22 protein-coding genes are annotated in these 25364 nt (G+C 68.6%); 14 read left to right on the forward strand and 8 right to left on the reverse strand.

Annotation, left to right across the window (positions count from 1 at the left end; all coding sequences use genetic code 11):
- Positions 1 to 8: 8 nt before the first annotated feature.
- Positions 9 to 296 (forward strand): hypothetical protein, encoded by a 288-nt coding sequence (locus ABD683_RS10390; protein WP_344769715.1) that lies wholly within the window; start codon positions 9 to 11, stop codon positions 294 to 296.
- Here the strand turns inward: ABD683_RS10390 and ABD683_RS10395 are convergent.
- A complete protein-coding gene (locus ABD683_RS10395; protein WP_344769717.1) occupies positions 293 to 1297 on the reverse strand; it encodes an AraC family transcriptional regulator in 1005 nt (334 codons plus the stop codon). The two genes, ABD683_RS10390 and ABD683_RS10395, sit on opposite strands and share 4 nt — an antisense overlap.
- A gap of 41 nt (positions 1298 to 1338) precedes the next feature.
- Between ABD683_RS10395 and ABD683_RS10400 the strand changes: the two genes are divergently transcribed.
- Complete coding sequence (locus ABD683_RS10400; protein WP_344769719.1) at positions 1339 to 1593, forward strand: DUF4242 domain-containing protein; 255 nt, start codon at positions 1339 to 1341, stop codon at positions 1591 to 1593.
- Positions 1593 to 1862 (forward strand): hypothetical protein, encoded by a 270-nt coding sequence (locus ABD683_RS10405; RefSeq protein WP_344769721.1) that lies wholly within the window; start codon positions 1593 to 1595, stop codon positions 1860 to 1862. The genes ABD683_RS10400 and ABD683_RS10405 overlap by 1 nt, the downstream gene beginning before the upstream one ends.
- Here ABD683_RS10405 and ABD683_RS10410 read toward each other — a convergent pair.
- Genes ABD683_RS10410 through ABD683_RS10430 form a run of 5 tightly spaced genes read right to left on the reverse strand, consistent with a single transcriptional unit; the run spans position 1859 to position 7411 of the window.
- Positions 1859 to 2158, reverse strand: a complete 300-nt coding sequence (locus ABD683_RS10410) for a YciI family protein (protein WP_344769723.1) — start codon at positions 2156 to 2158, stop codon at positions 1859 to 1861. The genes ABD683_RS10405 and ABD683_RS10410 overlap by 4 nt on opposite strands.
- Before the next feature lie 31 nt (positions 2159 to 2189).
- Positions 2190 to 3332 carry an NADH-quinone oxidoreductase subunit D gene (locus tag ABD683_RS10415; RefSeq protein ID WP_344769725.1) on the reverse strand — a complete coding sequence of 381 codons (1143 nt, stop codon included), beginning with the start codon at positions 3330 to 3332 and terminating at the stop codon, positions 2190 to 2192.
- Positions 3329 to 4792, reverse strand: a complete 1464-nt coding sequence (locus ABD683_RS10420; RefSeq protein ID WP_344769727.1) for a polysaccharide pyruvyl transferase family protein — start codon at positions 4790 to 4792, stop codon at positions 3329 to 3331. The genes ABD683_RS10415 and ABD683_RS10420 overlap by 4 nt, the downstream gene beginning before the upstream one ends.
- A gap of 4 nt (positions 4793 to 4796) precedes the next feature.
- On the reverse strand, positions 4797 to 5705 hold the full coding sequence (locus ABD683_RS10425; RefSeq protein WP_344769729.1) for an SAM-dependent methyltransferase: 909 nt from the start codon (positions 5703 to 5705) through the stop codon (positions 4797 to 4799).
- On the reverse strand, positions 5702 to 7411 hold the full coding sequence (locus ABD683_RS10430; protein ID WP_344769731.1) for a glycosyltransferase: 1710 nt from the start codon (positions 7409 to 7411) through the stop codon (positions 5702 to 5704). The genes ABD683_RS10425 and ABD683_RS10430 overlap by 4 nt, the downstream gene beginning before the upstream one ends.
- A 16-nt stretch (positions 7412 to 7427) precedes the next feature.
- Between ABD683_RS10430 and ABD683_RS10435 the strand changes: the two genes are divergently transcribed.
- The 10 genes from ABD683_RS10435 (at position 7428) to ABD683_RS10480 (ending at position 22599) form a co-directional block, all read left to right on the forward strand.
- Entirely contained in the window at positions 7428 to 10379 is a 2952-nt protein-coding gene (locus ABD683_RS10435) for a bifunctional glycosyltransferase/CDP-glycerol:glycerophosphate glycerophosphotransferase (RefSeq protein ID WP_344769733.1), read from the forward strand.
- Positions 10376 to 10786: a hypothetical protein gene (locus ABD683_RS10440; RefSeq protein ID WP_344769735.1), complete on the forward strand. Its 411-nt coding sequence runs from the start codon at positions 10376 to 10378 to the stop codon at positions 10784 to 10786. Before ABD683_RS10435 ends, ABD683_RS10440 begins: the two co-directional genes overlap by 4 nt.
- Before the next feature lie 105 nt (positions 10787 to 10891).
- Positions 10892 to 11794: a Rossmann-like and DUF2520 domain-containing protein gene (locus ABD683_RS10445; RefSeq protein WP_344769737.1), complete on the forward strand. Its 903-nt coding sequence runs from the start codon at positions 10892 to 10894 to the stop codon at positions 11792 to 11794.
- A 32-nt stretch (positions 11795 to 11826) separates the two neighbouring features.
- On the forward strand, positions 11827 to 12642 hold the full coding sequence (gene panC / locus ABD683_RS10450; protein ID WP_344769739.1) for a pantoate--beta-alanine ligase: 816 nt from the start codon (positions 11827 to 11829) through the stop codon (positions 12640 to 12642).
- Between the two features lie 2 nt (positions 12643 to 12644).
- Positions 12645 to 13079, forward strand: coding sequence for an aspartate 1-decarboxylase (panD, locus tag ABD683_RS10455; protein ID WP_344769740.1), 435 nt, complete (start codon positions 12645 to 12647; stop codon positions 13077 to 13079).
- A gap of 6 nt (positions 13080 to 13085) precedes the next feature.
- Positions 13086 to 13862 carry a type III pantothenate kinase gene (locus tag ABD683_RS10460; protein ID WP_344769742.1) on the forward strand — a complete coding sequence of 259 codons (777 nt, stop codon included), beginning with the start codon at positions 13086 to 13088 and terminating at the stop codon, positions 13860 to 13862.
- Between the two features lie 59 nt (positions 13863 to 13921).
- Positions 13922 to 15955 carry an acyltransferase family protein gene (locus ABD683_RS10465; protein WP_344769744.1) on the forward strand — a complete coding sequence of 678 codons (2034 nt, stop codon included), beginning with the start codon at positions 13922 to 13924 and terminating at the stop codon, positions 15953 to 15955.
- A gap of 62 nt (positions 15956 to 16017) precedes the next feature.
- Positions 16018 to 17475, forward strand: a complete 1458-nt coding sequence (gene lysS / locus ABD683_RS10470; protein ID WP_344771587.1) for a lysine--tRNA ligase — start codon at positions 16018 to 16020, stop codon at positions 17473 to 17475.
- Positions 17476 to 17485: 10 nt separating this feature from the next.
- Positions 17486 to 20002, forward strand: a complete 2517-nt coding sequence (locus ABD683_RS10475) for an AMP-binding protein (protein WP_344769746.1) — start codon at positions 17486 to 17488, stop codon at positions 20000 to 20002.
- An 86-nt stretch (positions 20003 to 20088) separates the two neighbouring features.
- Positions 20089 to 22599 carry an ATP-dependent Clp protease ATP-binding subunit gene (locus ABD683_RS10480; protein WP_344769748.1) on the forward strand — a complete coding sequence of 837 codons (2511 nt, stop codon included), beginning with the start codon at positions 20089 to 20091 and terminating at the stop codon, positions 22597 to 22599.
- 41 nt (positions 22600 to 22640) lie between these two features.
- On the opposite strand, the gene ABD683_RS10485 is transcribed toward ABD683_RS10480, so the two are convergent.
- On the reverse strand, positions 22641 to 23513 hold the full coding sequence (locus tag ABD683_RS10485; RefSeq protein ID WP_344769749.1) for an HhH-GPD family protein: 873 nt from the start codon (positions 23511 to 23513) through the stop codon (positions 22641 to 22643).
- 46 nt (positions 23514 to 23559) lie between these two features.
- Here ABD683_RS10485 and ABD683_RS10490 point away from each other — a divergent pair, with 46 nt between their 5' ends.
- Positions 23560 to 24243 (forward strand): hypothetical protein, encoded by a 684-nt coding sequence (locus ABD683_RS10490; RefSeq protein ID WP_344769750.1) that lies wholly within the window; start codon positions 23560 to 23562, stop codon positions 24241 to 24243.
- A gap of 4 nt (positions 24244 to 24247) precedes the next feature.
- Here the strand turns inward: ABD683_RS10490 and disA are convergent, their stop codons facing one another.
- The gene (disA, locus tag ABD683_RS10495; RefSeq protein ID WP_344771588.1) at positions 24248 to 25348 is read right to left on the reverse strand and encodes a DNA integrity scanning diadenylate cyclase DisA; all 1101 of its coding nucleotides are present in this window, start codon (positions 25346 to 25348) and stop codon (positions 24248 to 24250) included.
- Between the last annotated feature and the right edge of the window lie 16 nt (positions 25349 to 25364).

Below are 25364 nucleotides of genomic sequence, written 5' to 3' on the forward strand. Positions count from 1 at the left end.
ATGGCCCCATGTCACTGACCCTGTGTGTGCAGCTGTGGGCCGTGCCGGGCAACGAAGCGCTGCTGGAGGCCTACGAGGACGAGGTGCTCGGCCTGCTCGGCGAGCACGGAGCGCGGCTTTTGCAGCGGGTGCGCAGCCTGGTGGCCGGTGACGGACCGTACGAGGTGCAGATCATCGAGCTGCCCGGCGAGGCCGCTCTCGAGTCCTACATGGCTGACCCGCGGCGGCTTGCGTCAGCAGACCTCCGCGACCGTGCGGTGGCTCGTACCGAGATCGCCAGGGTTGCCCAGATCTAGGGCGCGGCAACGCGCCAGACGCTGGGCGCCGTTCCATGGTCGCGCTTGAAGGCGCGGCTGAACGCCTCCTCGGACTCGTAGCCGACCCGGTGTGCGACGGCGGTGACAGACAGGAGCGTGGTGCGCAACAGGTCTTCGGCGACATGCATCCGCCAGCCGGTCAGGTAGCGGATCGGCGCAAGTCCGAGCACGGCGCGGAACCGCTCGTCGAGCACGGTGGACGAGACCGTGGACTCCCGTGCGAGGTCAGCCAACGTCCACTTGTTGGCCGGGTCGCCGTGGATCGCCGCAAGAGCGGGGGCGACGACCGGGTCGTGCAGGGCAGCCAGCCAGCCGGTGTCGGTCGCGGGTGCGTTGGCCAGGTGCAGCTTGAGCACCTCGCGAAGCAGCAGCTGCGGTATCTCGGTCGGCGAGGCGATCCGGTCGTCGGTCACCTGGCTCGTCTGCTGAAGGACGAGGTCACTGCTGGCCTTGACCCACATCCGGACCGGACCTTCGGGCGGAGTGACGACGAAGACCGGCGGGAAGACACCCAGGCGGCGATCGAACAATCGGTCGTCGCAGGCGAGGTAGCCGCAAATGAGCTCGCTGCGCGCCCCGCCGAGGCCATGGACGATGTGGGGCATCGAGCTCCACGGCGGCGGGTCGACGAGCTGCGTGATGGGCACCAGCTCGGCTGTCTCGTGTCCGCCCATCCGGTGCTGGTCGTTGTAGGGGAGCACGACGACGTCACCCTCGTGGGCCCACACCTTGTCCGAGCCGGCCTCGATCCAGCAGCTGCCGGAGGCGACCACGTGGAAGAGCACGATCTGTGCCGCATCCGGCGCGAGGACGGCCGCGACGTCATGTGCCGCCATCGACTCGTACGCCCATGCCTCGGTGTACTCGCTGTAGAGGAAGATCGCACCCTTCAGCTGGACCTGATCCAGGGCGTGTGAAAGCGCGGCGGATCGGTCATTTCCTGCGGCATCCCGGTCATGGTCCGGTCGCGCCATCGTCATGAGACTGAGTGTGACAGTCACAACTCGAAGGAGACAGCGAAATGCCGCTCTACATGGATGTTCACGAAAAGCTCCCTGAAGGCGCAGGCGCAGCAGATGTCGCCGAGGCGCACAAGGCCGACCTGGCAACCCAGGAGGCGTACGGCGTCAACTACCTGCAGTACTGGGTCGACGAGGCCAACGGCAAGGCGTTCTGCCTGGTCGACGCACCTGATCCTGACGCAGCGATCGCGGTGCACCGTGAGGCGCACGGACTGGTCGCTGATCGCATCTATCCGGTCGTCGAGGGCGCCTGATGTCCGGCGCTGAGGGGTTCAATGCCTCGGGATTCTCCCGCTGGATCAATGGATCGAGCGGACGCGCATTCCGGCTCGTTGCCGGCTCCGCGTGGCTCGTCCTCGGGCTGGTGTTCCGCGAGCACTGGTGGGGTGTGGCGGCCATGGCGTGGAGCTTCTTCCCCCTCAGCGCGGGCATCCTTGACCTCTGCTGGATCAGCGCGGCACTCGGTGGGCCACTGCGGAGCAGGACGATTCGGGAGCGACAGGCCATCAGCCAGCGGGCCTAGTGCTCGAGCGAGTTCATCATGACGTTCCAGGCCATGGCGCGGTCGGGTACGAGGTTGTCGTGGACCGCCCACGGGTCGTCGCGCATGATCTCCATCGCCTCTTCGGGGCTGTCGACGTTCATGACGACCATCGCGCCGGAGCCGTCGACCCACGGGCCGGCGATGTAGATCAGTCCCCGGTCGTCGAGATCGTTCATGAAGTCCCTGTGCTCGGGCCACAGCGGCTGCTCCTGAGACGGCTTGTCGAGCAGCCGGGTGCTGCCGGCCCGGGTGAAGACCACGATGCGCTGCGTCATGGCAGCACGCTACGACCGGCCGGCGACAGATTTACTTGTCGATGTCGCCGACGACGAAGAACATCGAGCCGAGGATCGCGACGAGGTCGGCGACGACGCAGCCCTGCACGATCTCGGGCAGCACGGCCACGTTGTTGAACGACGCCGTGCGCAGCTTGAGCCGCCACGGTGTCTTCTCGCCGCGGGACACGAGGTAGTAGCCGTTGAGGCCGAGCGGGTTCTCGGTCCACACGTACGTCGACCCCTCAGGCGCCTTGAGGATCTTGGGCAGCCGCACGTTGACGGGTCCGGGCTCGAGCTCGGCCAGCCGCGCCAGGCATGCATCGGCGAGGTCGAGCGCGACCTTGGTCTGCTCGAGCAGCACGGCGAACCTGGCGAAGCAGTCACCCTCGGTGCGCACGGGAACGCGAAGGGTGTCCTGCAGCTCGCCGTACGCGAGGTAGGGCTCGTCGCGGCGCAGGTCGAAGTCGAGGCCCGACCCGCGGGCGATCGGGCCGGACACGCCGTAGGCCTCGACGAGCTCGCGGGAAAGCACGCCGACGCCGACCGTACGCGCACGGAAGATCTCGTTGCCGAACACGAGATCCTCGATCTGCTGCAAGCGGCTCCGCACGGTCGAGACCGCTGTCGAGGCGCGACCGGTCCAGCCGGCGGGGAGATCCTCCTTGAGGCCGCCGACCCGGTTGAACATGTAGTGCATCCGGCCGCCGGAGACCTCTTCCATGATCTCCTGGATCGTCTCGCGCTCACGGAACGCGTAGAAGATCGGCGTGATGCCGCCGAGCTCGAGCGGGTAGGAGCCGAGGAACATCAGGTGGTTGAGCACGCGGTTGAGCTCGGCGAGCAGCGTACGGATCCAGGTCGCGCGCTCAGGCACCTCCATGCCGAGCATGTCCTCGACCGCGAGCACGACGCCGAGCTCGGAGCTGAACGCACTCAGCCAGTCGTGGCGGTTGGCCAGCACGATGATCTGGCGGTAGTCGCGCACCTCGAAGAGCTTCTCGACACCACGGTGCATGTAGCCGATGATCGGCTCGCACGCCATGACGCGTTCGCCGTCGAGGGTCAGGCGCAGCCGGAGGACGCCGTGGGTCGCAGGATGCTGGGGCCCGATGTTGAGCACCATGTCGGTCGTGGCGAAGCCCGTGCCGACGCTTGCGGTGACCTCCGTCATGAGCGGCGGAACCAGCCCTGGACCATGCGGATGAAGCGCTTGGTGAGGCCGCGGGGGGAGTTGCGCTCGAGGCGTTCGAGGCGCGCATACAGCTCGTCGATCTGGCGGCCCTGCGTCTTGACGGTGTCGTGGAGCCGGGCGTGGCGGCTGCCGGCGCCGTGCCACGGGGGGTGCGGGTAGGGCTGGTCGTACGCCTGCGCGTGCCGGGTGATGTCGAGGACCATGCCGTCACGCAACCACTGCAGCCGGGATGCGATCTCGCGACCGTCGGACGCGATGAGCGGGCGCACGGCGGGCGGGAACGTGGCCGCCGCGAGTCGCTCGTCGAAGTCCCCGGTGCCGTTGCCCGCGGTCCAGATGTGCTTGAGGTCGTTGCGCTCGAGGAATGCGGTGTAGCGGTCGAAGCCCTGGGGCAGCTCGGCGTTGAACGCCGTCATGTCGGCCTGCTCGTAGAGCTCTTCGACCTTGAGGTCGGCGCTGAGCTCGGGCGTCAACCGGTAGGGCATCTGGTGGTAGTCGGCGAGCTCGAGCGTCCGCGAGTCGTGCGCGAGCAGCAGTGCCGGGGTGCGGCCCAGGAGCGCGGCGACGTTGCCGTGGAAGCGGGTGCCGTACGCGAAGTGCTGAGTCGCGAGGAAGTCGTACCAGGGCCAGGTGTCCAGGAACAGCCGGATGCGATCGGACTGGTAGAGCGGGTGGTCCATGTGCACGGGTACGAGCGGGTCGTGGACGTGGGGGAATGGCACACCCCACAGCAGCATGCGTAGGTCGTTGGCGTCCTGGCCGATGTAGGTGAGGTTGGGGTGGCGCTCGGCCTGTGCCATGGCGAACGCGCCGATGCCCGGCACTTCCGGGGTGAGGTTGAGCGCCAGCGGGCTGTCGGCCGTGAGCGCGTCGACCTTCTTGGTCACGGAGAAGTCGCGGCCGTGCAGGAACAGCGACGGGCAGCCGATGACGTCGACCGAGTCGGCGGGGAAGCCGAGGCTGACGAGGTAGGACTTGGTGAACTCCCCGCGTACGCCGATCGAGGCTGACCGGTCGAGGATGAGACCGACGAAACGCTTGACCGTGTCGGCGATGGGGGCGAGGGACTCGATGCCCTGCCCGTGCTTGGCCTGTGCCCCGATGCCGACGACTGTCGTGGGGATCTTGACGCGTTCGAGCAGCTCGCTGAGCCGGTCGAGCCGTGAGGCGAAGTCGGGGCGGAACGCATTGGCCAGCGGGATCACGAAGTGGTCGAACTCGTGATTGATGCGCGAGCCGTCGCCGCGCTCGGGCGGCATGCGCTCCGACAGCGTGCCGTTGGACGTCAGCTCGGCGCCGTCGACCGCAAGGGCCCTCCACACCGAGTGCTGGAAGAGGTAGTTGCCGCTGTTGCTGTTGAAGACGTCCTGCGTCAGCGTCGACTCCGCGACGACAGGCGTGAACGGGTCCTTGCCGGACCGGATCAACAGGCGGCTCATGACGTCATCCTTCCACGTCGCGGGTGTCGACAAGAGCCCATCTGAAGTCTCCCCAGCCGCCGCGTGATCGCAGCTCAGCGGCCTGGCTCGCACGGGCGAGGGCGAGGGCGTACGCGGTGGGGTCGTTGCCGGCCAGCTCGAGCGGTGGCCGTGACCCGTCGATGCCCAGGTCGGCGAGCGCGTCGCGCTGCGTCGTGAGGGTCGCACCGACGGCGGCGGCGACCGCGTCGAGGGCGACGTGGGCCGTGACGTCACGGCTGCCGTCGGGCACGACGTCGACCTCGCGGCCGTCGGCGTAGGACCGGAGCGACCCGAACGGTGGCCGGGTGTCGCGGGTGTGCGCGTAATCGATCGCGAGCGCGATCCCGTCGACCCGGGCGACCGCATCCGACCAGGCCGTGTCGCGCGGTTCGCCGACCTCGGCGCGTTCCCCAGGGGTGCTCAGCGGCCACCACTCGTCGAGCCACGGCGAGTCGTACGCCTCGCCGAGCGACTCCTCGCCGGTGGCGGGGTCGACCTCGACGAGATGTATGCCGTCGTCCGCCAGCTCGACGACGTCGCACGGGATGTTGTCGAGCCACTCGTGTGCGATGAGCAGACCCTCGACGCGATCGGGGAGTGCCGATGACCAGGAGATCGACGCGTCGATGGCCGGCCGGTCGGCGAGATCGACTCCGTGCAGCGACAGCGACGGGTCTAGGGCGTGCAGGGCGGTCAGCAGCTCACCCGCACCGGCGCCGACATCGACCACCGACGTCAGACCTTCACGGTGCACCAGGGTCAGGACCGCCTCGGCGAACAGCGGGCTGGCGTTGACCGAGGTCGAGAAGTGCTCGGCTGGGGACGTGCGGAGGTAGAACCCGTCGTGACCGTAGAGCGCCTCCTGCCAGGCATGGCGCCAGGGCACCTTCACTTGCGCAGGCCCGTACGGCGCAGCGCGGCACCGATCACGGAGCGGGCCGAACGACGTACGGAGGCTGGGATCGGCACGAACTCGGCGGCGTTGCGCCACACGTAGCCGACGCGCAGCTGGCCGTTGGCGGGAATCTCGGCTCGGGAGAGCGTTCCGGCGAATGACAGGTCGGATTCAACGTGTAGCGGGATCGTCACGACGGCCGGGTCGTTCGGCGCCCAAGCCTGCGCGACCAGCTCGACGTCGTCGCCGGCGCCAATCAGCTCGAGCTGCCCACGAACCGTGACCGGATCGTCTCCTTGATCGAGCGCGACGGACCAGTGACTCCTCGGCTGGACGCGGGATACCTTGAGCTCAACCACTTTCTCAAGCACGTGCTGCCAGTCGGCCAGGAATCGCCGGTGGTCATGGTCAGCGGCCTTGGCTCGCGCCGCCGTACGCATCGGCTCGAGGTCGGAGCCGAGCAGCTCGACGGTCCGGTTGGCGAGCGCGTCGACGTCACCGAACGGGACAAGCCCCCCGTCGACGCCATCGGTGATCTGCTCGCGGGGCCCGTACGGCATGTCCATGCTGACGACGGGTACGCCGTGGCTCATGGCCTCGAGCGTCGACAGCGGGTAGCCCTCGAAGTCGCTGGTCAGCCAGAACAGCGACGCGGTCCACAGCGCCTCGCGGGCGTGCGGGTCGTGACCGTGCAGCGTCATCCGCTCGCCGTGCCGGGCGGCATCGATGCGGGCCTTGAGCTCGTCGCGCAGCTCGCCGTCGCCGTAGACGTCGAGCGTCGCCTCCGGTACGGCAGCCGCGACCAGGTCGAACGCCTCGATGGCGCGGTCGATCCGCTTCTGGCCGTCGAGCCGCGCGATCATCGCGATGGCGTGCGGACGGCGTACGGGCAGCGGGTCGGGCTCCGGCACCGGCTCGACCGGGTTGGGGACGACGAACAGGTTGTTGGTGGCGCCGTATCGCAGCGCGATGTCGTCGCGCTGCCGCTCGGTCAGGCTGAGCAGCCCGTCGTAGCGCCGGATGTGATCCATCGACGACTTGTAGGACTCGCTGACCGGTGAGCTCCAGACGCGTGCGCCGGTGAGGTGCGGGTTGTGCATTTGGTGCATCAGGTGGATGCGCGGGTCGTCGAGCAGCCCGAGCTCGTCGGCGACGAAGCGGCTGTCGCTGATCAGGAACACGCGGCCCTCGGCAGGGATGATCTGCCGCGTCCACCAGCGCCACAGGCCCCCGAGCGTCGGCCAGCTGCCGACGGGTCGCTCGTCCTGGTCGAAGATCGCCACCTGGCCGTCGACATGCGTCGGGGGAGTGCGCGCATACAGCGAGCCGTCGGGCCGCAGGAACTCCCAGACGTCGCCGCTCTGCCGACGCCAGGCGTAGCCGTCCTCGACCTCGTCGGCGAACGACCCGGAGGACGCGGCGACCTCGGCTGTCGGCAGCCCGGTGAGGTCGCGGACCCGGAGGTCCTCGTGGAGGTTGATCAGCGGGCTGTCGTCCATCAGCTGGCCGGTACGGCGCATCTCGGCGCGGATGGGTTCGTACGTCGGCACCGGGTTGTAGGTGACGATCGGCAGCTCGACGCCCGCATGCGTGCGGAACAGCCGGTGCCGGAGCATGGCCAGACGTGTCTGCCCTCCGGCGCCGATGCGCACATTGCCGATGACGGAGAAATAGCTGCCGTCAGGGAGGACGAGGTCTGACATCGCTTAGCATCCTAGGGTGCCCAGCCGCCCGAGCCTTGTGCGTCGCGCCGCCTCCAGGGCGCGGCGTGAGGTCGACGCCCGCCGGGGTGCCGTACGCGGTGGGCCGCTGCTCAGCATCGTGATCCCGATGTACAACGCCGAGACCCGCATCGACGCGTGCCTGAAGTCAGTACGCAAGCAGCGCTACCGCGAGGTCGAGGTGGTCCTGGTCGACGACGGATCCACCGACGGGACGCTGGCGATCGCACGGCGCCATGCCGCCAAGGACCGCCGGATCACGGTGCTCACGCAGGCCAATGCCGGACCGAGCGCCGCGCGCAGCACGGGCGTGGCCCAGGCGACGGGGACCTACCTGACCTTCGTCGACGCCGACGATCTCGTGACCCTCGATGGTCTTGCCGACGCCATCGCCTCGCTCGAGGAGTCCGGCTCAGACCTGGCGCTGATGCCGTACGAGCGGTTCCGCGGCAACAAGACCTCGACGCCACGCTGGATCGCCGACCTCCACTCCTCACCGCGTCGTGGGGTCACCATCGCCGATCAGCCGGATCTGCTGGTCAACGCCATCGCCTGCTCGACGCTCTACCGTCGGTCGTTCTGGGACGAGGCGGGGCTCGAGTTCCCGGGGGTCGTGTACGAGGACCAGTCGCTCACCGCCGATGCCCAGGTGCACGCTCGCGCCGTCGACGTCACGACGACGCTGGCCTACCGCTGGCGCGAGGAGACCGGGTCCCGGTCACAGGTGCTGTCAGCGGGGACGCTCAACGCGTTCTTCAACGCCGTCGAGTCGGCACTGGCGATCCTCGACGCCGTGCCCGGTGCCCGGCATGCCCGGACGCTGCAGGTGCTCGGCAACGACATGCCGCACTACCTCAGGGCGATCCCACGGGTGCAGGATCCGGCATACGTCGAGACGCTCTTCGACCGCCTGCCCGCGCTGCTCGACGGGGTCGACGCGGCCGAGCTGATCCCGACGGCAGGCGTGCAGTTCCGGGTGGTCTACGAGATCGTCCGGCGTGGTGACAAGCAGCGGCTGTTCGACTTCATCACGCAGGGCGGCTACGACCTCAACGCCCACGACGGTTCGGTCGGTCCCGAGGGGCCGATGATCCACCTGCCGGGCTGGGAGGCGGGAGACCTCCCGACGGCGGCGTTCGTCGTGTCCGAACGACAGTCCGTGCTCGAGCCGACGATCCTGCGCTCTCGGGACGGGGTGATGACGGTGTGGGGCTTCCTGCGTCACCTCGACGACGAGACCTCCGAGCCGACTGCCCGCGCGTGGGTCGGTGGATCCGAGATCCCGGTGACCCGGTCCGAGGAACGCCCGGGCCTGCGCCTCGGCGCCTGGCGGGAGTCGTACGACCACAGTGTCTGGGAGATCCCGGCTTCGGGCGGCAAGGTCGAGCTCGAGGTGACGTTTGCGGGTCGTACGCGGCGCGCTGCCGTACGCGAGGTCGATCCCGAGGGCTCGGCGGGATTCGAGTCCACTGCTCCGACGGACGGCGTCACCGCCGTCGAGGTGGCGGACGAGGCGATCACGGTCGTCGGAGGTGCAGTGACCGCGCTGCGTTCGCCCGTGCTGACGCTGAAGGGCGGACCGACGTTCCCGACCACCGCCGCACGCTGGGGCCGCGGCGAGCTGCCGCTGCCCGGCGGTCTGTACGAGCTCGTCGGCGCCAAGGTCTCGCAGGAGCTGCGCGACCAGCTGCCGATCCCGTTCGAGACCTCGACGCTGCGCGGCTTCGTCGTGCGCACCAAGAAGGATGGTCTCGGCATCCGACTGGTCAAGCCTCGGGCCGACGAGGCGCAGACGATGTATGGCCACCGCGCCCTGCGCCGCGCCTACCGCGAACGCGACGTCGAGGTCGACACGAACGTCGCGATGTTCCAGTCCTACTGGGCCGAGACCGCGACCGACAGTCCGCTTGCGATCTCGCTGGAGCTGCAGAAGCGCCGCCCCGACATGCAGCTCTACTGGGGCGTGCTCGACCACTCCGTCCCGGTGCCCGACGGAATGATCCCGGTCGTCGCAGGATCGCCCGAGTGGTACGACGTATTGGCCCGCGCGAAGTACCTCGTCCGCAACACCGAGCTCGGCGCCTACACACTCCTGCGACCCGGACAGGTGCACGTGCAGACGTTCCACGGCCAGCCGTTCAAGACCATGGGTGCCTCGTTGTGGCGCGACGTCGAGCGCAAGCCGGAGTTCCTCGTCGAGCACGAGGCCACGACGCGGCGATCGGACTACTGGAGCCTGATCACGACGCCGTACGAGGCAGCTGACGAGTTCTACCGCGACAACTACTTCTACGACGGGCCGATCCACCACGAGGGCCTGCCCCGTACCGATGGCCTGATCGGTGAGCGTGCCGCCGAAGCGCGCGCCCGTACGCGCCAGCTGCTCGGACTCCGCGACGACCAGATCGCGGTGCTCCACGCCGCGACCTGGCGTGAGGACCAAGCCGGTGCCAACAACACCTCGCGCGACGTGCAGTTCGTCGACCTCGCGAAGCTCGCCAAGGAGCTCGGCCCGCAATACGTGATCCTGCAGCGCAGCCACGGCTCGGTGGCTCGTGGCACCCGACGGCACGGTGACCGGCCCGGCGTCATCGACGTCACCGACTACCCCGAGATCAACGACCTGATCGTGGCCTCCGATGCCGCGATCCTCGACTACTCGTCGCTGCGTTTCGACTTCGCGCTGACAGGTCGCCCCATGGTGTTCCTCGTACCTGATCTCGACCGTTACGAAGGCGAGCTCCGCGGCTTCCTGTTCGGCTTCGCCGACAGTGCCCCCGGACCGCTGGTCGCTGACAAGGCCGGCGTCGTCAAGGCGCTGCGCGATCTGGACGCCGTCACGCGGACGTTCGCCGCGGACTACGACCGCTTCAATCAGCGCTTCAACCGGTGGCACGATGGCCACGCCACCGAACGACTGGTCGACCGGATGCTGGAGGACTTCGCATGATCGGACTTCTGCTCGGGATCGTGCTGGGCGTCTCGGCGGTCTTCCTCGTCCGTCGCCTCGACGGTGAGCCGTGGATGTACGCGTACGCGCTGCTGGTGCTGCCGTTCGTCTACATCGTGTTCGCGGTGGTCAATGACGCACCCAACACGGCGGGCAAGGAATTCGTGGCTGGTGTGCCGTTCATCGCCGCCGGCATCGCGCTGCTGTGGTTCAGGTTCCGGTACGCGACGATGATCGTCGGCGCCTTCTGGATCCTGCATGCGATCTACGACGTGGTGCACGACGACTTCTTCATCAACCGGCACGTGCCCGACTGGTATCCCCTCGCCTGCTTCGGCACGGATGTCGTCATCGGCGGATACCTGCTGTGGCTCGGCGTGCGCGAGAAGCGCCCCGCCGCTGTGTGATCGACGGCATAGGGGCGAACCGGTGCGGCCGCCCGAACGCGGCGATAGAATGGACACGTCAATTTGTCTGGTACCCGTCAGGGACTGGAACGAAAGGCATCACGCATGACGCGTCCAACTCTGGGCGTGATCGGAGCCGGCAAGGTCGGCGCCGTTCTCGCTTCTCGCCTCCGCACTGCGGGCTACCCGATCTCGGGTGCCACGGGCCGTACGGAAGCGACCCTGCTGCGCATCAGCACGCTGCTGCCCGGCGTCGACGTCCGCACCCCCGCTGAGGTCGCCGAAGCCAGCGACGTCATCCTGATCGCGGTTCCCGACGACAGCCTGATCGCCGTCGCCGAGGAGCTCGCCGCCTCGGGCGTCGTACGCCCGGGCCAGTTCGTGCTGCACACGAGCGGCCGCCACGGCACCGACGCACTCGCGTCGCTGACCCGACTCGGCGCCCGCCCCATCGCGTTCCACCCCGCCATGACCTTCACCGGCACCTCGGTCGACTTCGAGCGCACCTGCGTCTTCGGCCTCACCGCGGCCGACGCCGATCGCCCGTTCGCCGAGGAGCTCGTTGCCGCTCTCGGTGGCATCCCGATGTGGGTCGCCGAGACCGACCGCGCGCTCTACCACGCGGCACTCGCGCACGGCGCCAACCACCTCGGCACCCTCGTCGCCCAGTCGATGGATCTGCTGCGCCAGGCCGGCGCCACCGATCCGGCCGCCGTCCTGCGCCCGCTGCTCAACGCATCGCTCGAGAACGTGCTCGCGTACGGGGACGCCGCGCTCACCGGACCGGTCGTACGCGGTGACATCACCACGATCCGTGCTCACATCGACGCGCTCGCCGCTGCGGGTGTCGACGACGCGACGGTCGACGCCTATCTCGAGCTGGCCCGCGCCACCGCGAGTCGTGCCGAGGCCGACGGCCGCATCGCTCCCGCCACCGCGGGCAGCATCCGCTCGGTCCTCGACGAGGCCGACTGGGACACCATGGCCCAGATCGCTGCAGGGATCTGACGATGTCCATCACGACCAGTCCCATCAAAATCGTGCGGACACGCGCTGAGCTGGTCGCCGCCGTCGGCGACTCGACGGTCGCGTTCGTCCCCACCATGGGTGCGCTGCACGACGGTCACGTCCAGCTCCTCAAGCACGCTCGCCCGTTGGGCGAGAAGCTCGTCGCCTCGATCTTCGTCAACCCGACGCAGTTCGCACCCGGCGAGGACTTCGAGGACTACCCGCGTACGTTCGACGCCGACCTCGAGCGCTGCGCCGAAGCCGGCGTCGACATCGTGTTCGCGCCGACCGTCGAGACGATGTACCCGGACGGCTTCGACACCACCGTCACGGTCGACCCGGGACCACTCGGCTCGATCCTCGAGGGTGCCGCCCGCCCCACCCACTTCCGTGGAGTGCTGACGGTCGTCGCCAAGCTGTTCGGCCTCGTACGTCCGGACGTCGCCGTGTTCGGCGAGAAGGACTACCAGCAGCTGACGCTGATCCGGCAGATGGCGAGCGAGCTTGCCCTCGGCGTCGAGATCGTCGGTTGCCCGACCGTGCGCGAGGCTGACGGCCTGGCCATGAGCTCTCGCAACGTCTACCTGACGGCCGACGATCGCGAACGCGCCGCTGCCATCTCCGCCGCCCTGCGCGCGGGTGTCGCCGCGGGCCCAGATGGCGCCGATGCCGTGCTCGCTGCCGCCGCCGCCGTACTCGATGCCGCCGGCATCACCCCCGACTACCTCGTCCTGACCAACCCCGAGCTCGGTAATCCCGAGCCCGGCCAGGAGTCTCGCCTGCTCGTCGCTGCCCGCGTCGGCAAGCCGCGCCTCCTCGACAACACTGCACTCACGCTAGGGAGCTGACCATGCTGCGGACCATGATGACTTCGAAGATTCACCGCGCGACGGTGACGCAGGCTGACCTGCACTACGTCGGCTCGGTGACCGTCGACCAGGACCTGCTCGACGCGGCCAACCTGCTGCCGGGCGAGATGGTGCACATCGTCGACATCGACAACGGTGCCCGCCTCGTCACCTACACGATCGCCGGTGAACGCGGTAGCGGCGTGATCGGCATCAACGGTGCCGCCGCCCGGCTGGTGCACGAGGGCGACCTCGTGATCCTCATCGCGTACGGCCAGATGGAGGACGCCGAGGCGCGGGAGTTCGAGCCGAGCGTCGTGTTCGTCGACGCCGACAACAAGATCATCGGTACGGGCAGCGATCCGGCCGAGGCGCTGCCGGGCACCGGCCTGGTGCGCGGAGACATCGTCGACAACCCACTGCTCGCCACGGTCTGATCAATCATGAGCTTGCTCTGCCTCGACGTCTCCAACAGTCACACGACTATTGGTGCGTTCGACGGCGAGGAGCTGATCGCTCACTGGCAGGTCTCGTCCGACGAACGACGTACCGCGGACGAGTGGCAGCTACTGATTGCCGGCTTGGTGATGCAGAGCGACATCAAGCGGATCGAGGCCGTCAGCATGTGCTGCACGGTCCCGTCGATCCTCGTCGAGCTGCGCGGCCTGCAAGACCGCTACTACGGCGACATGCCCGTCGCGATCGTCGGCCCCGGCGTCAAGACCGGCGTACCCATCCATACCGACAACCCGCGTGAGGTTGGCGCCGACCGCATCGTCAACGCACTGGCCGCCGCCGAGCTGTACGGCGGTCCCGCGATCGTGGTCGACCTCAACGGCACCGCGACGATCTTCGACGTCGTCGACGACGCCAACCGCTACATCGGGGGCGCCATCGCACCCGGTGTCGAGCTGTCGCAGGAGGGCCTGGCCCGCCGCGGTGCACAGCTCCGCAGCGTCGAGCTCGCACTGCCCCGCGACGTCATCGGCAAGAACACCGTCGAGGCGATCCAGTCCGGCCTCGTCTTCGGCTTCGCCGGTCTCGTCGACGGGATGGTCGACCGCATCATCGACTCGCTCGGAGCAGACCCCGACCACGTCACGGTGATCGCGACGGGTTCGTACCCCGAAGCCGTGATCGACCAGTGCAGCACCATCACGACTCGCGATCCATGGCTCACCCTGACGGGCCTGCGCCTGATCCACGAAAAGAATCAGTGACAGACCCGAATCACGGTCTGGGCAGCTGCGTGCGTTGAGCCGCCGACTACGCTCGCTGGGTGACTGGAGACGCTGGCGGTACGACCTTCCGCCGTGACATCCAGGGCCTGCGGGCCATTGCTGTCGGCGTGGTGGTCGTCTTCCATCTCTGGCCGCACCGGCTGACCGGCGGTTTCGTCGGCGTCGACGTCTTCTTCGTGATCTCGGGCTATTTGATCACGGCCCACCTGCTCGACCGCCCGCCGTCCTCGGGTCGTGACCTTGCGTCGTTCTGGGCTCGACGCATCCGGCGCCTCCTTCCGGCGGCACTGCTTGTCATCGCCTCGACGCTGGTCGCATCACGCCTGGTGGCGCCAGCTACGCAATGGGCGCAGGCGGCCAAGGAGGCGGTCGCCTCGGCGTTCTACGTCGAGAACTGGATCCTCGTCGGCTCGGCCACCGACTACCTCGCCGCAGCCGGGGTGCCGAGCCCGTTCCAGCACTTCTGGTCGCTGAGCGTCGAGGAGCAGTTCTACGCCGGCTGGCCACTGATCATCGCCGCAACGTTTGCGTTGGCTCGACGGCGTGGCGCCGATGCCAGACGAGCCGTACTGATCGCCGTCGCCGTGGTCGCCGCAGCATCGTTCGCCTGGTCCGTGATCGCCACCGCCAACGAGCCGGCCGCCGCGTACTTCACGACTCCGACCCGGTTGTGGGAGCTTGCCGCGGGCGGACTGCTCGCCGCGACCGGCACGATCCGGCTCGCGCCCGTCGCCGCCAACCTGCTGGCCTGGTTCGGCCTCGGCGCCATCGCGGTGAGCCTGTTCGTCATCGACTCGTCGACCCCGTTCCCCGGCTCGATGGCGGCATTGCCGGTGCTCGGCGCCGTCGCGTTCCTGGCAGCCGGCGCACACGGTCGCGGCTCACCGACGGGACCGCTCGGCTGGCGGCCGATCCAGTGGCTCGGCGACGCGTCCTACTCCGTCTATCTCTGGCACTGGCCCCTGATCGTGCTGGCCCCGTATGCGCTCGACCGTGAGACGGGCCTGGCCGACAAGCTCGGCATCGTCGCGCTGACGCTGGTGCTCGCGGGCCTGACGCGAACCTACGTCGAGGAGCGCTGGCGCCGCGGACGTACGAGCACGCCGCTGCGTCGACCGTTCCAGCTCGCCCTTGCCGGGATGCTGGTGATCGGCGTCGCCGGCGCGGCGCAGGGACTGGAGGTACGACACGACGAACGTATTGCAGCGTCGAAGCAGGAGGCCGCGCTCAAGGAGCTCGCCGGCTGCGTCGGTGCCGCGGCACTGGCCAGGCCCGCGCAGTGCCCACGTGACAATGCCGGCCCGGTGATCCCCGACCCTGCCGCGGCGGCGAAGGATCGCCCCGACACGTTCGCCAACACGTGCTTCGAGACGCCGCCCTACACGGCGACACCGTCCTGCGAGTTCGGCACGGGACCCGTACGCATCGCCCTGATCGGCAACTCCCACGCGGCACACTGGCAACCCGCATTCGAGTCGATGAAGGGCGTCACGTTGACGACCTACCTCGCCTCCGAGTGCGCGACCGTCGGGTCGCTGCTCACGTTCGACACCGACAAGAAGGCCAAGGGGTGCCTCGACTGGACCAACCGGGTGTTCGACAAGGTCAGCGGCTCGCAGTACGACCTGGTCGTCACGTCGCAGCGCAACGTGCGGTCGATCGTCGGCCACGAGGGCGCCGACCGGATCGGCACCCTGCGTGATGGCTACCGCTCCTACCTCGAGCGGCTGACCAGGACCGGCGCCCACGTCCTCGTCATCCGCGACACCCCGTTCCCGGGCACGACGATCGCCGACATCCCCACCTGCATCGCGTCTCATCTCGACGACCAGGCGGCGTGCTCCGCCCCGACGAGCCGATGGATCCCGGACGATCCACTGGCCGATGCGGCTGAACAGGTCGAGGGCGCCTCGGTGGTCGACCTCAACTCATACATCTGCGCGCCGGAGCGCTGCTACGGCGTCAACGGCGGCATCGTGACGTACCACGACGGCTCGCACTTGACCGAGACGTACGCCCGGACGCTCGGTCCCTACCTCGCCGCTGCAGTCCAGAAGTCCCTCGGCCGATAGGCTTGCTCCTCGTGAACGACGCCACCCCGACACCTCCGGCAGAGGACGACCTGCCCGAGCAGATGCTCGTGCGCCGCAACAAGCGCCAGCAGCTGCTCGACGCCGGCGAGGACCCCTATCCCGTCGTGGTCGATCGCACCCACACGCTCAAGCAGATCGTCACCGCCTATGACGCCGAGGCACTCGGTCCCGACGTGCAGACCGGCGACATCGCATCGATCACCGGCCGCGTCATCTTCCTCCGCAACACCGGCAAGCTCTGCTTCGTACGCCTGCGTGAGGGCGATGGCACCGAGCTGCAGGCCATGCTGTCGCTCGACCTGATCGGTGAGGAGCGCCTCGCGGCGTTCAAGTCGCTGGTCGACATCGGCGACCACCTCGCCGTCACCGGCGAGATCATCACCAGCCGTCGCGGCGAGCTCTCCGTACAGGCAACGTCGTGGCAGATCGCTGCCAAGACCGTGCGACCGTTGCCCAACGAGCACAACCCGCTCTCGGACGAGGCGCGAAGCCGCATGCGCTACGTCGACCTGATCGTGCGACCCGAGGCACGCGAGAACGTGCGCGTGAAGGCCAAGGTCCTGCAGTCGCTTCGTGCCACACTGGACGAGCGTGAGTACGTCGAGGTCGACACCCCCACGCTCCAGCACACCAACGGCGGCGCCGCGGCCCGGCCGTTCGAGACGCACACCAACGCGTTCGACGAGGACATGCTGCTGCGCATCGCGATCGAGCTGCACCTCAAGCGCGCCCTGGTCGGTGGCGTCGACCGCGTCTACGAGATCGGCAAGACGTTCCGCAACGAGGGCGTCGACAACACCCACAACGTCGAGTTCCTGATGCTGGAGGCCTACGAGGCCTACGGCTCGTACGACACCATGGCCGAGCTGACCCGTGACCTGGTGGTCAACGCGGCCCGTGCCGTCGGGCGCACGGTCGTGCCGGGACGCGACGGCACCGAGATCGACCTTGAGGCGCAGTGGCGACGGGCGACGATCCACGAGCTCGTCTCCGAGGCGACCGGCACCACGGTCGACAACGACACGCCGGAGGCCGACCTCAAGGCGCTCGCGGCCCAGCACGAGGTCGCGCTCCAGGACCACTGGGGCCCCGGCGAGATCGTGCTCGAGCTGTTCGAGAAGCTCGTCGAGCACACCCTGATCCAGCCGACGTTCGTCTGCGACTACCCCGAGTCCGTACGACCCCTGGCCAAGAAGCACCGCACCAAGCCGGGGCTCGTCGAGGCCTGGGACCTCATCATCAACGGCGTCGAGCTTGCTCCTGCCTACTCCGAGCTCAACGACCCGGTGATCCAGCGCGAACGGCTCGAGGAGCAGTCACGCCTCGCCGCGGCAGGTGACCCCGAGGCGATGGACGTCGACGAGGACTTCCTGCGGGCTCTCGAGTTCGGTATGCCTCCCGCCGGCGGCATGGGGCTCGGTGTCGACCGCCTGGTGATGCTGCTGCTCGGTATCGGCATCCGCGAAGCCATCCTGTTCCCGCTGTCGCGCGCCGAATAGACCGACGTCCGTGAGCTCGTACCTCGGCGACCTCGGGCGGCTCGGCGACGCGCCGGCGCTGCTCTCCGAGGACGGCAACCTCTCGTACGCCCAGCTCGCCGCGGCCGCCGACGCCGCCGCTGCCTCGTGGGGTTCCGGGCGACACCTCGTCCTGATCGCCTGCGTCAGCTCGGTCGACACGGTCGTGGCGCAGGTGGCCGCGTTGCGGAACGACCACCCCGTGATCATGGCGCCCGCCTCTGACCCGGCTCTGGTCGCTCATCTCACCGACGTCTACCAGCCCGATGTCGTGGTCACTCCGGACGGGACCACCCTGCGAGGCAACCCGCCGCCGATGCACCCCGATCTCGGTGTCCTCCTGCTGACCTCGGGATCCACCGGATCGAGCAAGCTCGTGCGGCTCCGTCACCGCGCCGTCGAGGCCAACACGGATGCCATCGCCGAGTACCTCGAGCTGACTCCCGCAGATCGCGCGATCACCAGCCTGCCGGTGTTCTACGGGTACGGGTTGTCGATCCTCACCTCCCACCTGGCGGCCGGGGCGAGCATCGTGCTGACCGACTACTCCGTCACGGATCCGTGCTTCTGGGAGCTCGCCGAGCGCCATCGGGTCACCTCGATCTCCGGCGTGCCCTACACGTTCGAGCTCATCGAGCAGGCCGGAGGCTTTGAGCTTCCCGACTCGGTCCGCTACGTGACGATGTCCGGCGGCCACTCCCCGCCGGAGCGGGTCAGCCGGTGGGTCGAGATCGGCAAGGAGCGCGGTTTCGTCGTCTTCTCGATGTACGGCGCCACCGAAGCCACGTCACGCATGACGTACGTGCCGCCAGCGATGGTCGAGGCCGCTCCGGACGCGATCGGTGTCGCGATTCCCGGCGGACAGATCCGGCTCGACCCCGTGACAGACGTCGACGAGCCCGGTGTCGGCGAGATCGTCTACCGCGGCGACAACGTGATGATGGGCTACGCCGAGAGGGCGTCCGACCTGGCGTTGGGTTCGCTGGTCGACGAGCTCCACAGCGGTGACCTCGCCCGGCTCGGCGACGACGGCCTCTATCGCTGGATGGGCCGCCGTAGCCGCATCGCCAAGGTGTTCGGCCTGAGGATCGACCTGGTGCACGTCGAGAAGGCGCTCGCGTCGCGGGGCATCAAGGCGGCGTGTGTCGACGCCGAGCCGGGGATCACGGTGTTCGCGATCTCCGGCGAGCACGTGCTCGATGCCGTCTCCGACATCACCGGCCTGCCCCGACACGCCATCGCGGTGCGCAGCATCGACCGGATGCCGATGACGACCGTCGGCAAGCCCGACCACGGCCGGCTGCGCCAGCTCGCCCAGGAGGCCGTGGTGGTGCCGAAGGCCGTCAAGCAGCGGCGTTCGCCCGAGGAGGCGGTGCGCCACGCGTACGCACTGGTCCTCCACCGACCCGACGCCACGGCGGCGGACACGTTTACCTCGCTCTCGGGCGACTCGCTCAGCTATGTCGAGCTGTCGGTGCGACTGGGTGACCTCGGGGTCGACACGTCGCCCGGCTGGCAGCACCGCACGATCGCCGAGCTCGCCGGCACGACTCGCGCGCGGGCCTCGTGGTCGATGCTTGACTCGACGATCATCCTGCGTGCCGTCGCGATCATCCTCATCGTCATGAACCACACGCACGTCTATGTGCTGACCGGCACGGCACACGTGCTGCTCGGCGTCGCGGGCTACAACTTCGCCCGGTTCCAGCGCAGCGAGTCGAGCCGGACCAAGCTGTGGCGCTCGCGCTGGCGCTCGTTGCTGACCGTCATGGCGCCGGCCATGGCGTGGATCATCGCCGTCACGGTGCTGTTCGGGGCGTACGACTACCGCTCGATCCTGCTGAGCAGCGGGTTCACCGGGTTCACCGACGACTACGCCCGGCGCCTGTGGTTCGCCGAGGACTACTTCTGGATCCAGGTGTTCGTGATCCTGCTGCTGGCCGTCCCGTACGTCGACCGGCTGCAGCGCCGCAACCAGCTCCTGCTCGCCTCGACCGTGCTGGTGCTGACCTGCGTCATGCGTCTCGCCTACACCGGGTGGCACGCCGACTTCTGGCAGCACCACGAGTACGACATCCCCGCGATCGCCTGGTGCTTCGCGATCGGCTGGGTCGCCGCGCTGCTGAAGGGGCACGCCGGCCGCCTCGCCCTGTCCGTCGTCGCGGCAGCCTCGACGTTCGGCTTCTTCCAGGACCTGTCGCGCGAGATCGTGCTGCTCGTCGGGCTGATGGTCGTGATCTGGGTCCCGCTCATCCCGGTCCCGCGGTTCGTGATCCGGCCGCTCGGCCTGATCGCGGGTGCCACGCTGTTCATCTTCGTCAGCCACTTCCAGACCACTCCAGGCCTGATCGACGTCAACCCGTGGTTCGCGCTGGTCGTCGGCATCGTTTTCGGTGTTGTCCTCGAGCGGGCCTGGTCGTATGCCGTCGGGCTGGTCCGGTCGCGTACGACGCCGACCTCGACGCCGGTTCCGCCCACAGCGAACGCCGGAACACCGGCCTCCGGGTGAAGGTTGAGTGACGTATATGGACATTCGGCTCGCCGTTTCCCATACCCGACTAAACTGAACTGATAGTCCAGCAGAGGGGGACGCCCATGTTCGAAAGATTCACTGACCGTGCTCGTCGCGTGGTCGTGCTTGCCCAAGAAGAGGCACGCATGCTCAGCCACAACTACATCGGCACGGAGCACATCCTCCTCGGCCTGATCCATGAGGGTGAGGGTGTCGCTGCCAAGGCGCTCGAGAGCCTCGACATCTCGCTGGAGGCCGTACGCGGCCAGGTCGAAGACATCATCGGCCAGGGCCAGCAGGCTCCCAGCGGCCACATTCCCTTCACGCCGCGCGCCAAGAAGGTCCTCGAGCTCAGCCTCCGCGAGGCGCTCCAGCTCGGACACAACTACATCGGCACCGAGCACATCCTGCTCGGCCTCATCCGCGAGGGTGAGGGCGTTGCCGCCCAGGTCCTCGTCAAGCTCGGCGCCGACCTCAACCGCGTGCGCCAGCAGGTCATCCAGCTCGTCTCCGGCTTCCAGGGCAAGGAAGCCGAGCAGGCCGGCGGCCAGACCGAGAGCGCGCCCAGCACGTCCGCCGTCCTCGACCAGTTCGGCCGCAACCTGACGCAGGCTGCCCGCGAGGGCAAGCTCGACCCGGTCATCGGACGCGACGACGAGGCCGAGCGCGTCATGCAGACGCTGTCGCGCCGCACCAAGAACAACCCTGTCCTCGTCGGTGAGCCCGGCGTCGGCAAGACCGCCGTCGTCGAGAGCCTCGCCCAGGACATCGTCCGCGGCGACGTGCCCGAGACGCTGCGCGACAAGCAGATCTACACGCTCGACCTCGGCGCACTCGTCGCCGGCTCGCGCTACCGCGGTGACTTCGAGGAGCGCCTCAAGAAGGTCCTCAAGGAGATCCGCACCCGCGGCGACATCATCTTGTTCATCGACGAGATCCACACGCTCGTCGGCGCAGGTGCCGCTGAAGGCGCGATCGACGCCGCCAGCATCCTCAAGCCGATGCTGGCTCGTGGTGAGCTGCAGACGATCGGTGCGACGACGCTCGACGAATACCGCAAGCACTTCGAGAAGGACGCTGCGCTCAACCGCCGCTTCCAGCCGATCCTGGTCGACGAGCCGTCCGTCGTCGACACGGTCGAGATCCTCAAGGGCCTGCGCGATCGCTACGAGGCGCACCACCGCGTCTCCATCACCGACGAGGCGCTGGTCGCCGCGGCCACGATGGGCGACCGCTATGTCTCCGACCGCTTCCTGCCCGACAAGGCGATCGACCTGATCGACGAGGCCGGAGCCCGCCTGCGCATCCGCCGCATGGCGACGCCGCCGGAGCTGCGTGAGTTCGACGACAAGATCACCGATGTCCGCCGCCGCAAGGAAGGCGCCATCGACGCCCAGGACTTCGAGGCCGCCGCCGCGTTGCGCGACGAGGAAAAGAAGCTCATCACCGCCAAGGGCGAGCGCGAGAAGCAGTGGAAGTCGGGTGACCTCGACACCGTCGCGGTCGTCGACGAGCACCTGATCGCCGAGGTCCTCGCCAAGGCCACCGGCATCCCCGTCGGCCAGCTCAGCGAAGAAGAGTCCAGCCGCCTGCTCAACATGGAGGAAGAGCTCCACAAGCGGGTCATCGGCCAGGACGAGGCCATCAAGGCGCTGTCGCGGGCGATCCGTCGTACGCGGGCCGGCCTCAAGGACCCCAAGCGTCCCGGCGGATCGTTCATCTTCGCCGGGCCCTCGGGTGTCGGCAAGACGTGGCTGTCCAAGGCGCTCGCCAACTTCCTGTTCGGCGACGAGGACTCCCTCATCCAGCTCGACATGTCGGAGTACAGCGAGAAGCACACCGTCTCGCGCCTCTTCGGCTCGCCTCCGGGCTACGTCGGCTACGAAGAGGGCGGTCAGCTGACCGAGAAGGTCCGCCGCAAGCCGTTCTCCGTCGTGCTGTTCGACGAGATCGAGAAGGCACACCCCGACATCTTCAACTCGCTGTTGCAGATCCTCGAGGAGGGCCACCTCACCGACGGTCAGGGCCGAGTCGTCAACTTCAAGAACTCGGTCGTCATCATGACCACCAACCTCGGTGCGCGTGAGATCTCCAAGGGCGTCAACCTTGGCTTCAGCCAGGCCGGCGACACCGCGGGTTCCTACAACAAGATGAAGGAACGCGTCTCGATCGAGCTCAAGCAGCACTTCCGTCCTGAGTTCCTCAACCGTGTCGACGAGATCATCGTCTTCCCGCCGTTGACCCAGGACGAGATCCTGCAGATGGTCGACATGATGATCGACTCGCTCGAGAAGCGCATGGCCGAGAAGGACATGAGCATCGAGTTGACGACCGAGGCCAAGGAGCTGCTCTCCACGCGTGGCTTCGATCCGGTGCTCGGTGCGCGTCCGTTGCGTCGTACCGTCCAGCGCGAGATCGAGGACGTCATGGCCGAGAAGCTGCTGTACGGCGACCTGCGCGCCGGTCAGCTGGTGCTGGTGGGCGTCGAGGGTGAAGGCGCCGAAGCGGTCTTCACGTTCGAGGGTCGCGCCAAGGCCGACCTCGAGCTCACGGAAGTCACCACGCCGCCAGCCGTCGAGGCCGCAGCCGAGTAGTTCTCAGCAAGAGCCCCTGACCTTCGGGTCAGGGGCTCTTGTCATGTCGGGAGCCGGTAGAGGTCGTCGTCGAGCGGCTCGACGAGTCCGTCCGCGACCAGCCCGTCGAGGGCGCGCTCACGTTGTATCGCGTCGGGCCAGACCAGGTCGAGCTGGACCTTCGGCACCGGCACGGGGGAGTCGCGCAGCACCGCCATGAGTCGGCCGCGGCACTGGCGATCCGTACCCTTCCACGCCTGACCCCTCCGGGCTGGTCCGTCGTACGCGGGGTAGCCGGCCGCTCGCCACCGACATGTGTCGACGACCGGGCAGGCGTCGCACCGCGGCGCCCGCGCGGTGCAGACCAGCGCTCCGAGCTCCATCGTCGCGATCGCCCAGCGGTGGGCGTCGTGCTCGGGCAGCAGGGATGCCGCCAGCGTACGTTCGGCAGCCGTCACCGACGGTGCCGGGAACTGCTCGCCCGACACGATGCGTGCCAGCACCCTGCGCACGTTGGTGTCGAGCACGGCATGGCGCTGCTGGAAGGCGAACGAGGCGACGGCAGCGGCGGTGTAGTCGCCGACGCCGGGCAGCGCGAGGAGCTCGGCGTACCCCAAGGGCACCTCGCCGCCGTGGTCGGCGACGATTGCGGTGGCGGCGGCGTGCAGGCGCAGGGCGCGACGGGGATAGCCGAGTCGGCCCCACATGCGTACGGCCTCTCCGGTGCTGGCCGCTGCCAGGGCTCGCGGTGTGGGCCAGCGCTCGATCCACGCCTCATACACCGGCAGGACCCGTGACACGGGTGTCTGCTGCAGCATGAACTCCGAGACCATGACGCCCCACGGCGATGCGTCGCCGCGCCAAGGGAGGTCGCGGCGGTGGGCGTCGAACCAGCTGATGATGCTGTCGTGCAGCTCGGTGGTGTCCGGTGTCATGGCGAGTCGATCCTCGCACGGCGTCCCAGCCGATTAACCTCAGAGCGTGAGCCAGCGACGGTTGCCCGCCGAGATCTATTGGCGCCGACGACTCCTGGTGCTGGCTGCCCTGATCGCCGTGGTCTGGGTGGGCCTGAAGGTGCTCGGCGGCGGAGACGATCCGAAGGCCGATCCGAAGCCGACTGCCACCGCCACCGTGAAGGCGACGCCCCTACCCGCGCCGACCGACGGCGTGCTGTCGGTCAACCTGACGAGCGGCACCAGCACCTGCGACCCCGAGAAGGTCCGGGTGACGCCGACGGTCAAGTCGGGTCAGCAGGCCAAGGCGCCGGTGTCGATCGGTCTGGTCGTCAGCTCGACCGAGACCAAGGCGTGCTCATTGACCCCGGGAGCGGCCGACCTGCTGGTCGTCATCAGCGCCAACAAGGTCGCCGTCTGGGACTCGACGGTCTGCAAGACCTCGCTCCTGAGCGCTCCGGTGGCGATCTCACCGGGCTGGTCGACCCTGGCGCTGACCACGTGGTCGGGACGCGGATCGGGCAGCAAGTGCGCCGCGGGCGAGGGCTTCGCGACGCCGGGCAAGTACACGATCCAGGTCGGCACGCTCGGCGGCGAGCCGGGCAAGACCACGTTCACGCTCAGTCCGGCACCCAAGCCCACTGCGACCGCCACCCCGACCCCGTCGAAGACCCCGACGCCGAAGACATCGACCAAGCCACCGGACGAGTGACGGGTCAGACGTAGCGTTCGAGGATGCTGGACTCGGCGAGGCGCGACAGGCCCTCGCGGACGCCTCGGGCGCGGAGGTCGCCGACGCCCTCGACGATCTGCAGGTCCTCCATGCTGGCGGCCAGCAGCTTCTGCAGCGAGCCGAAGTGCTCGATGAGTCCGTCGACCACGGTCGCCGGCAACCGGGGGATGCGGGCGAGGAGCCGGTAGCCGCGAGGTGCCAGCGGGCTGTCGAGCGTGTCGACCGAGCCGATGCGCAGGGCCTGCGCGACGGTGCCGAGGTCGACCAGCTCAGGGGATGGGATGTCGGCGAGCGCCGCGAGGACGGCCTCGGTCGTACGCGCGCGCCGTCCGGTGGGCATGTAGTCGCGGATGATCAGCTCGCGCTCGGCGTCGACGCCGCCGATGAGCTCCTCGAGCTGGAGGGCCAGTAGTCGACCGTCGGTGCCGAGCTCCAGCACGTACGTGTCGATCTCCCCCGCGATGCGACTGACCATCTCGAGGCGCTGCGCGACCGCAGCCACGTCGCGGACCGTGACGAGGTCCTCGATCTCGAGGGCCGACAGCGCATCGGACACCTCGTCGAGGCGGTTGCGGTAGCGCTCGAGCGTCTGGAGAGCCTGGTTGGCGCGCCCGAGGACCGCTGCGGTCTCCTCCAGCACGCGGCGGAGATCGTCCTGGTAGAGCGCGATGATGTGCATCGACGCCGACACCGAGATGACGGGAACGCTGGTCTGCCGGGCGACCCGGTCGGCCGTACGGTGGCGGGTGCCGGACTCCTCGGTGAAGATCGACGGGTCGGGCATCAGATGCACGCCGGCCATCAGGATGCGGCTGGCGTCCTTGTCGAGGATGATCGCGCCGTCCATCTTGGCGAGCTCGCGCAGGCCGGTGGCGGTGAAGGGCACGTCGAGGCGGAAGCCGCCGGTCGAGATCGCCTCGATCTGGCGGTCGAAGCCGACGACGATGAGGGCGCCGGTGCGTCCGCGCAGGATGCGCTCGAGTCCTTCACGCAGGTCGGTGCCGGGCGCGACGGACGCCAGCGTGGCACGCAGCCGCGCTGCGGAGTCTGCCTTGTCGGCGCCGCGCTCTGCCGGAGTTGCCATCTCGTCCTTCACCCCC

It is taken from the genome of Aeromicrobium panaciterrae (assembly GCF_039537165.1).
Classification (GTDB): Bacteria; Actinomycetota; Actinomycetes; order Propionibacteriales; family Nocardioidaceae; genus Aeromicrobium; species Aeromicrobium panaciterrae.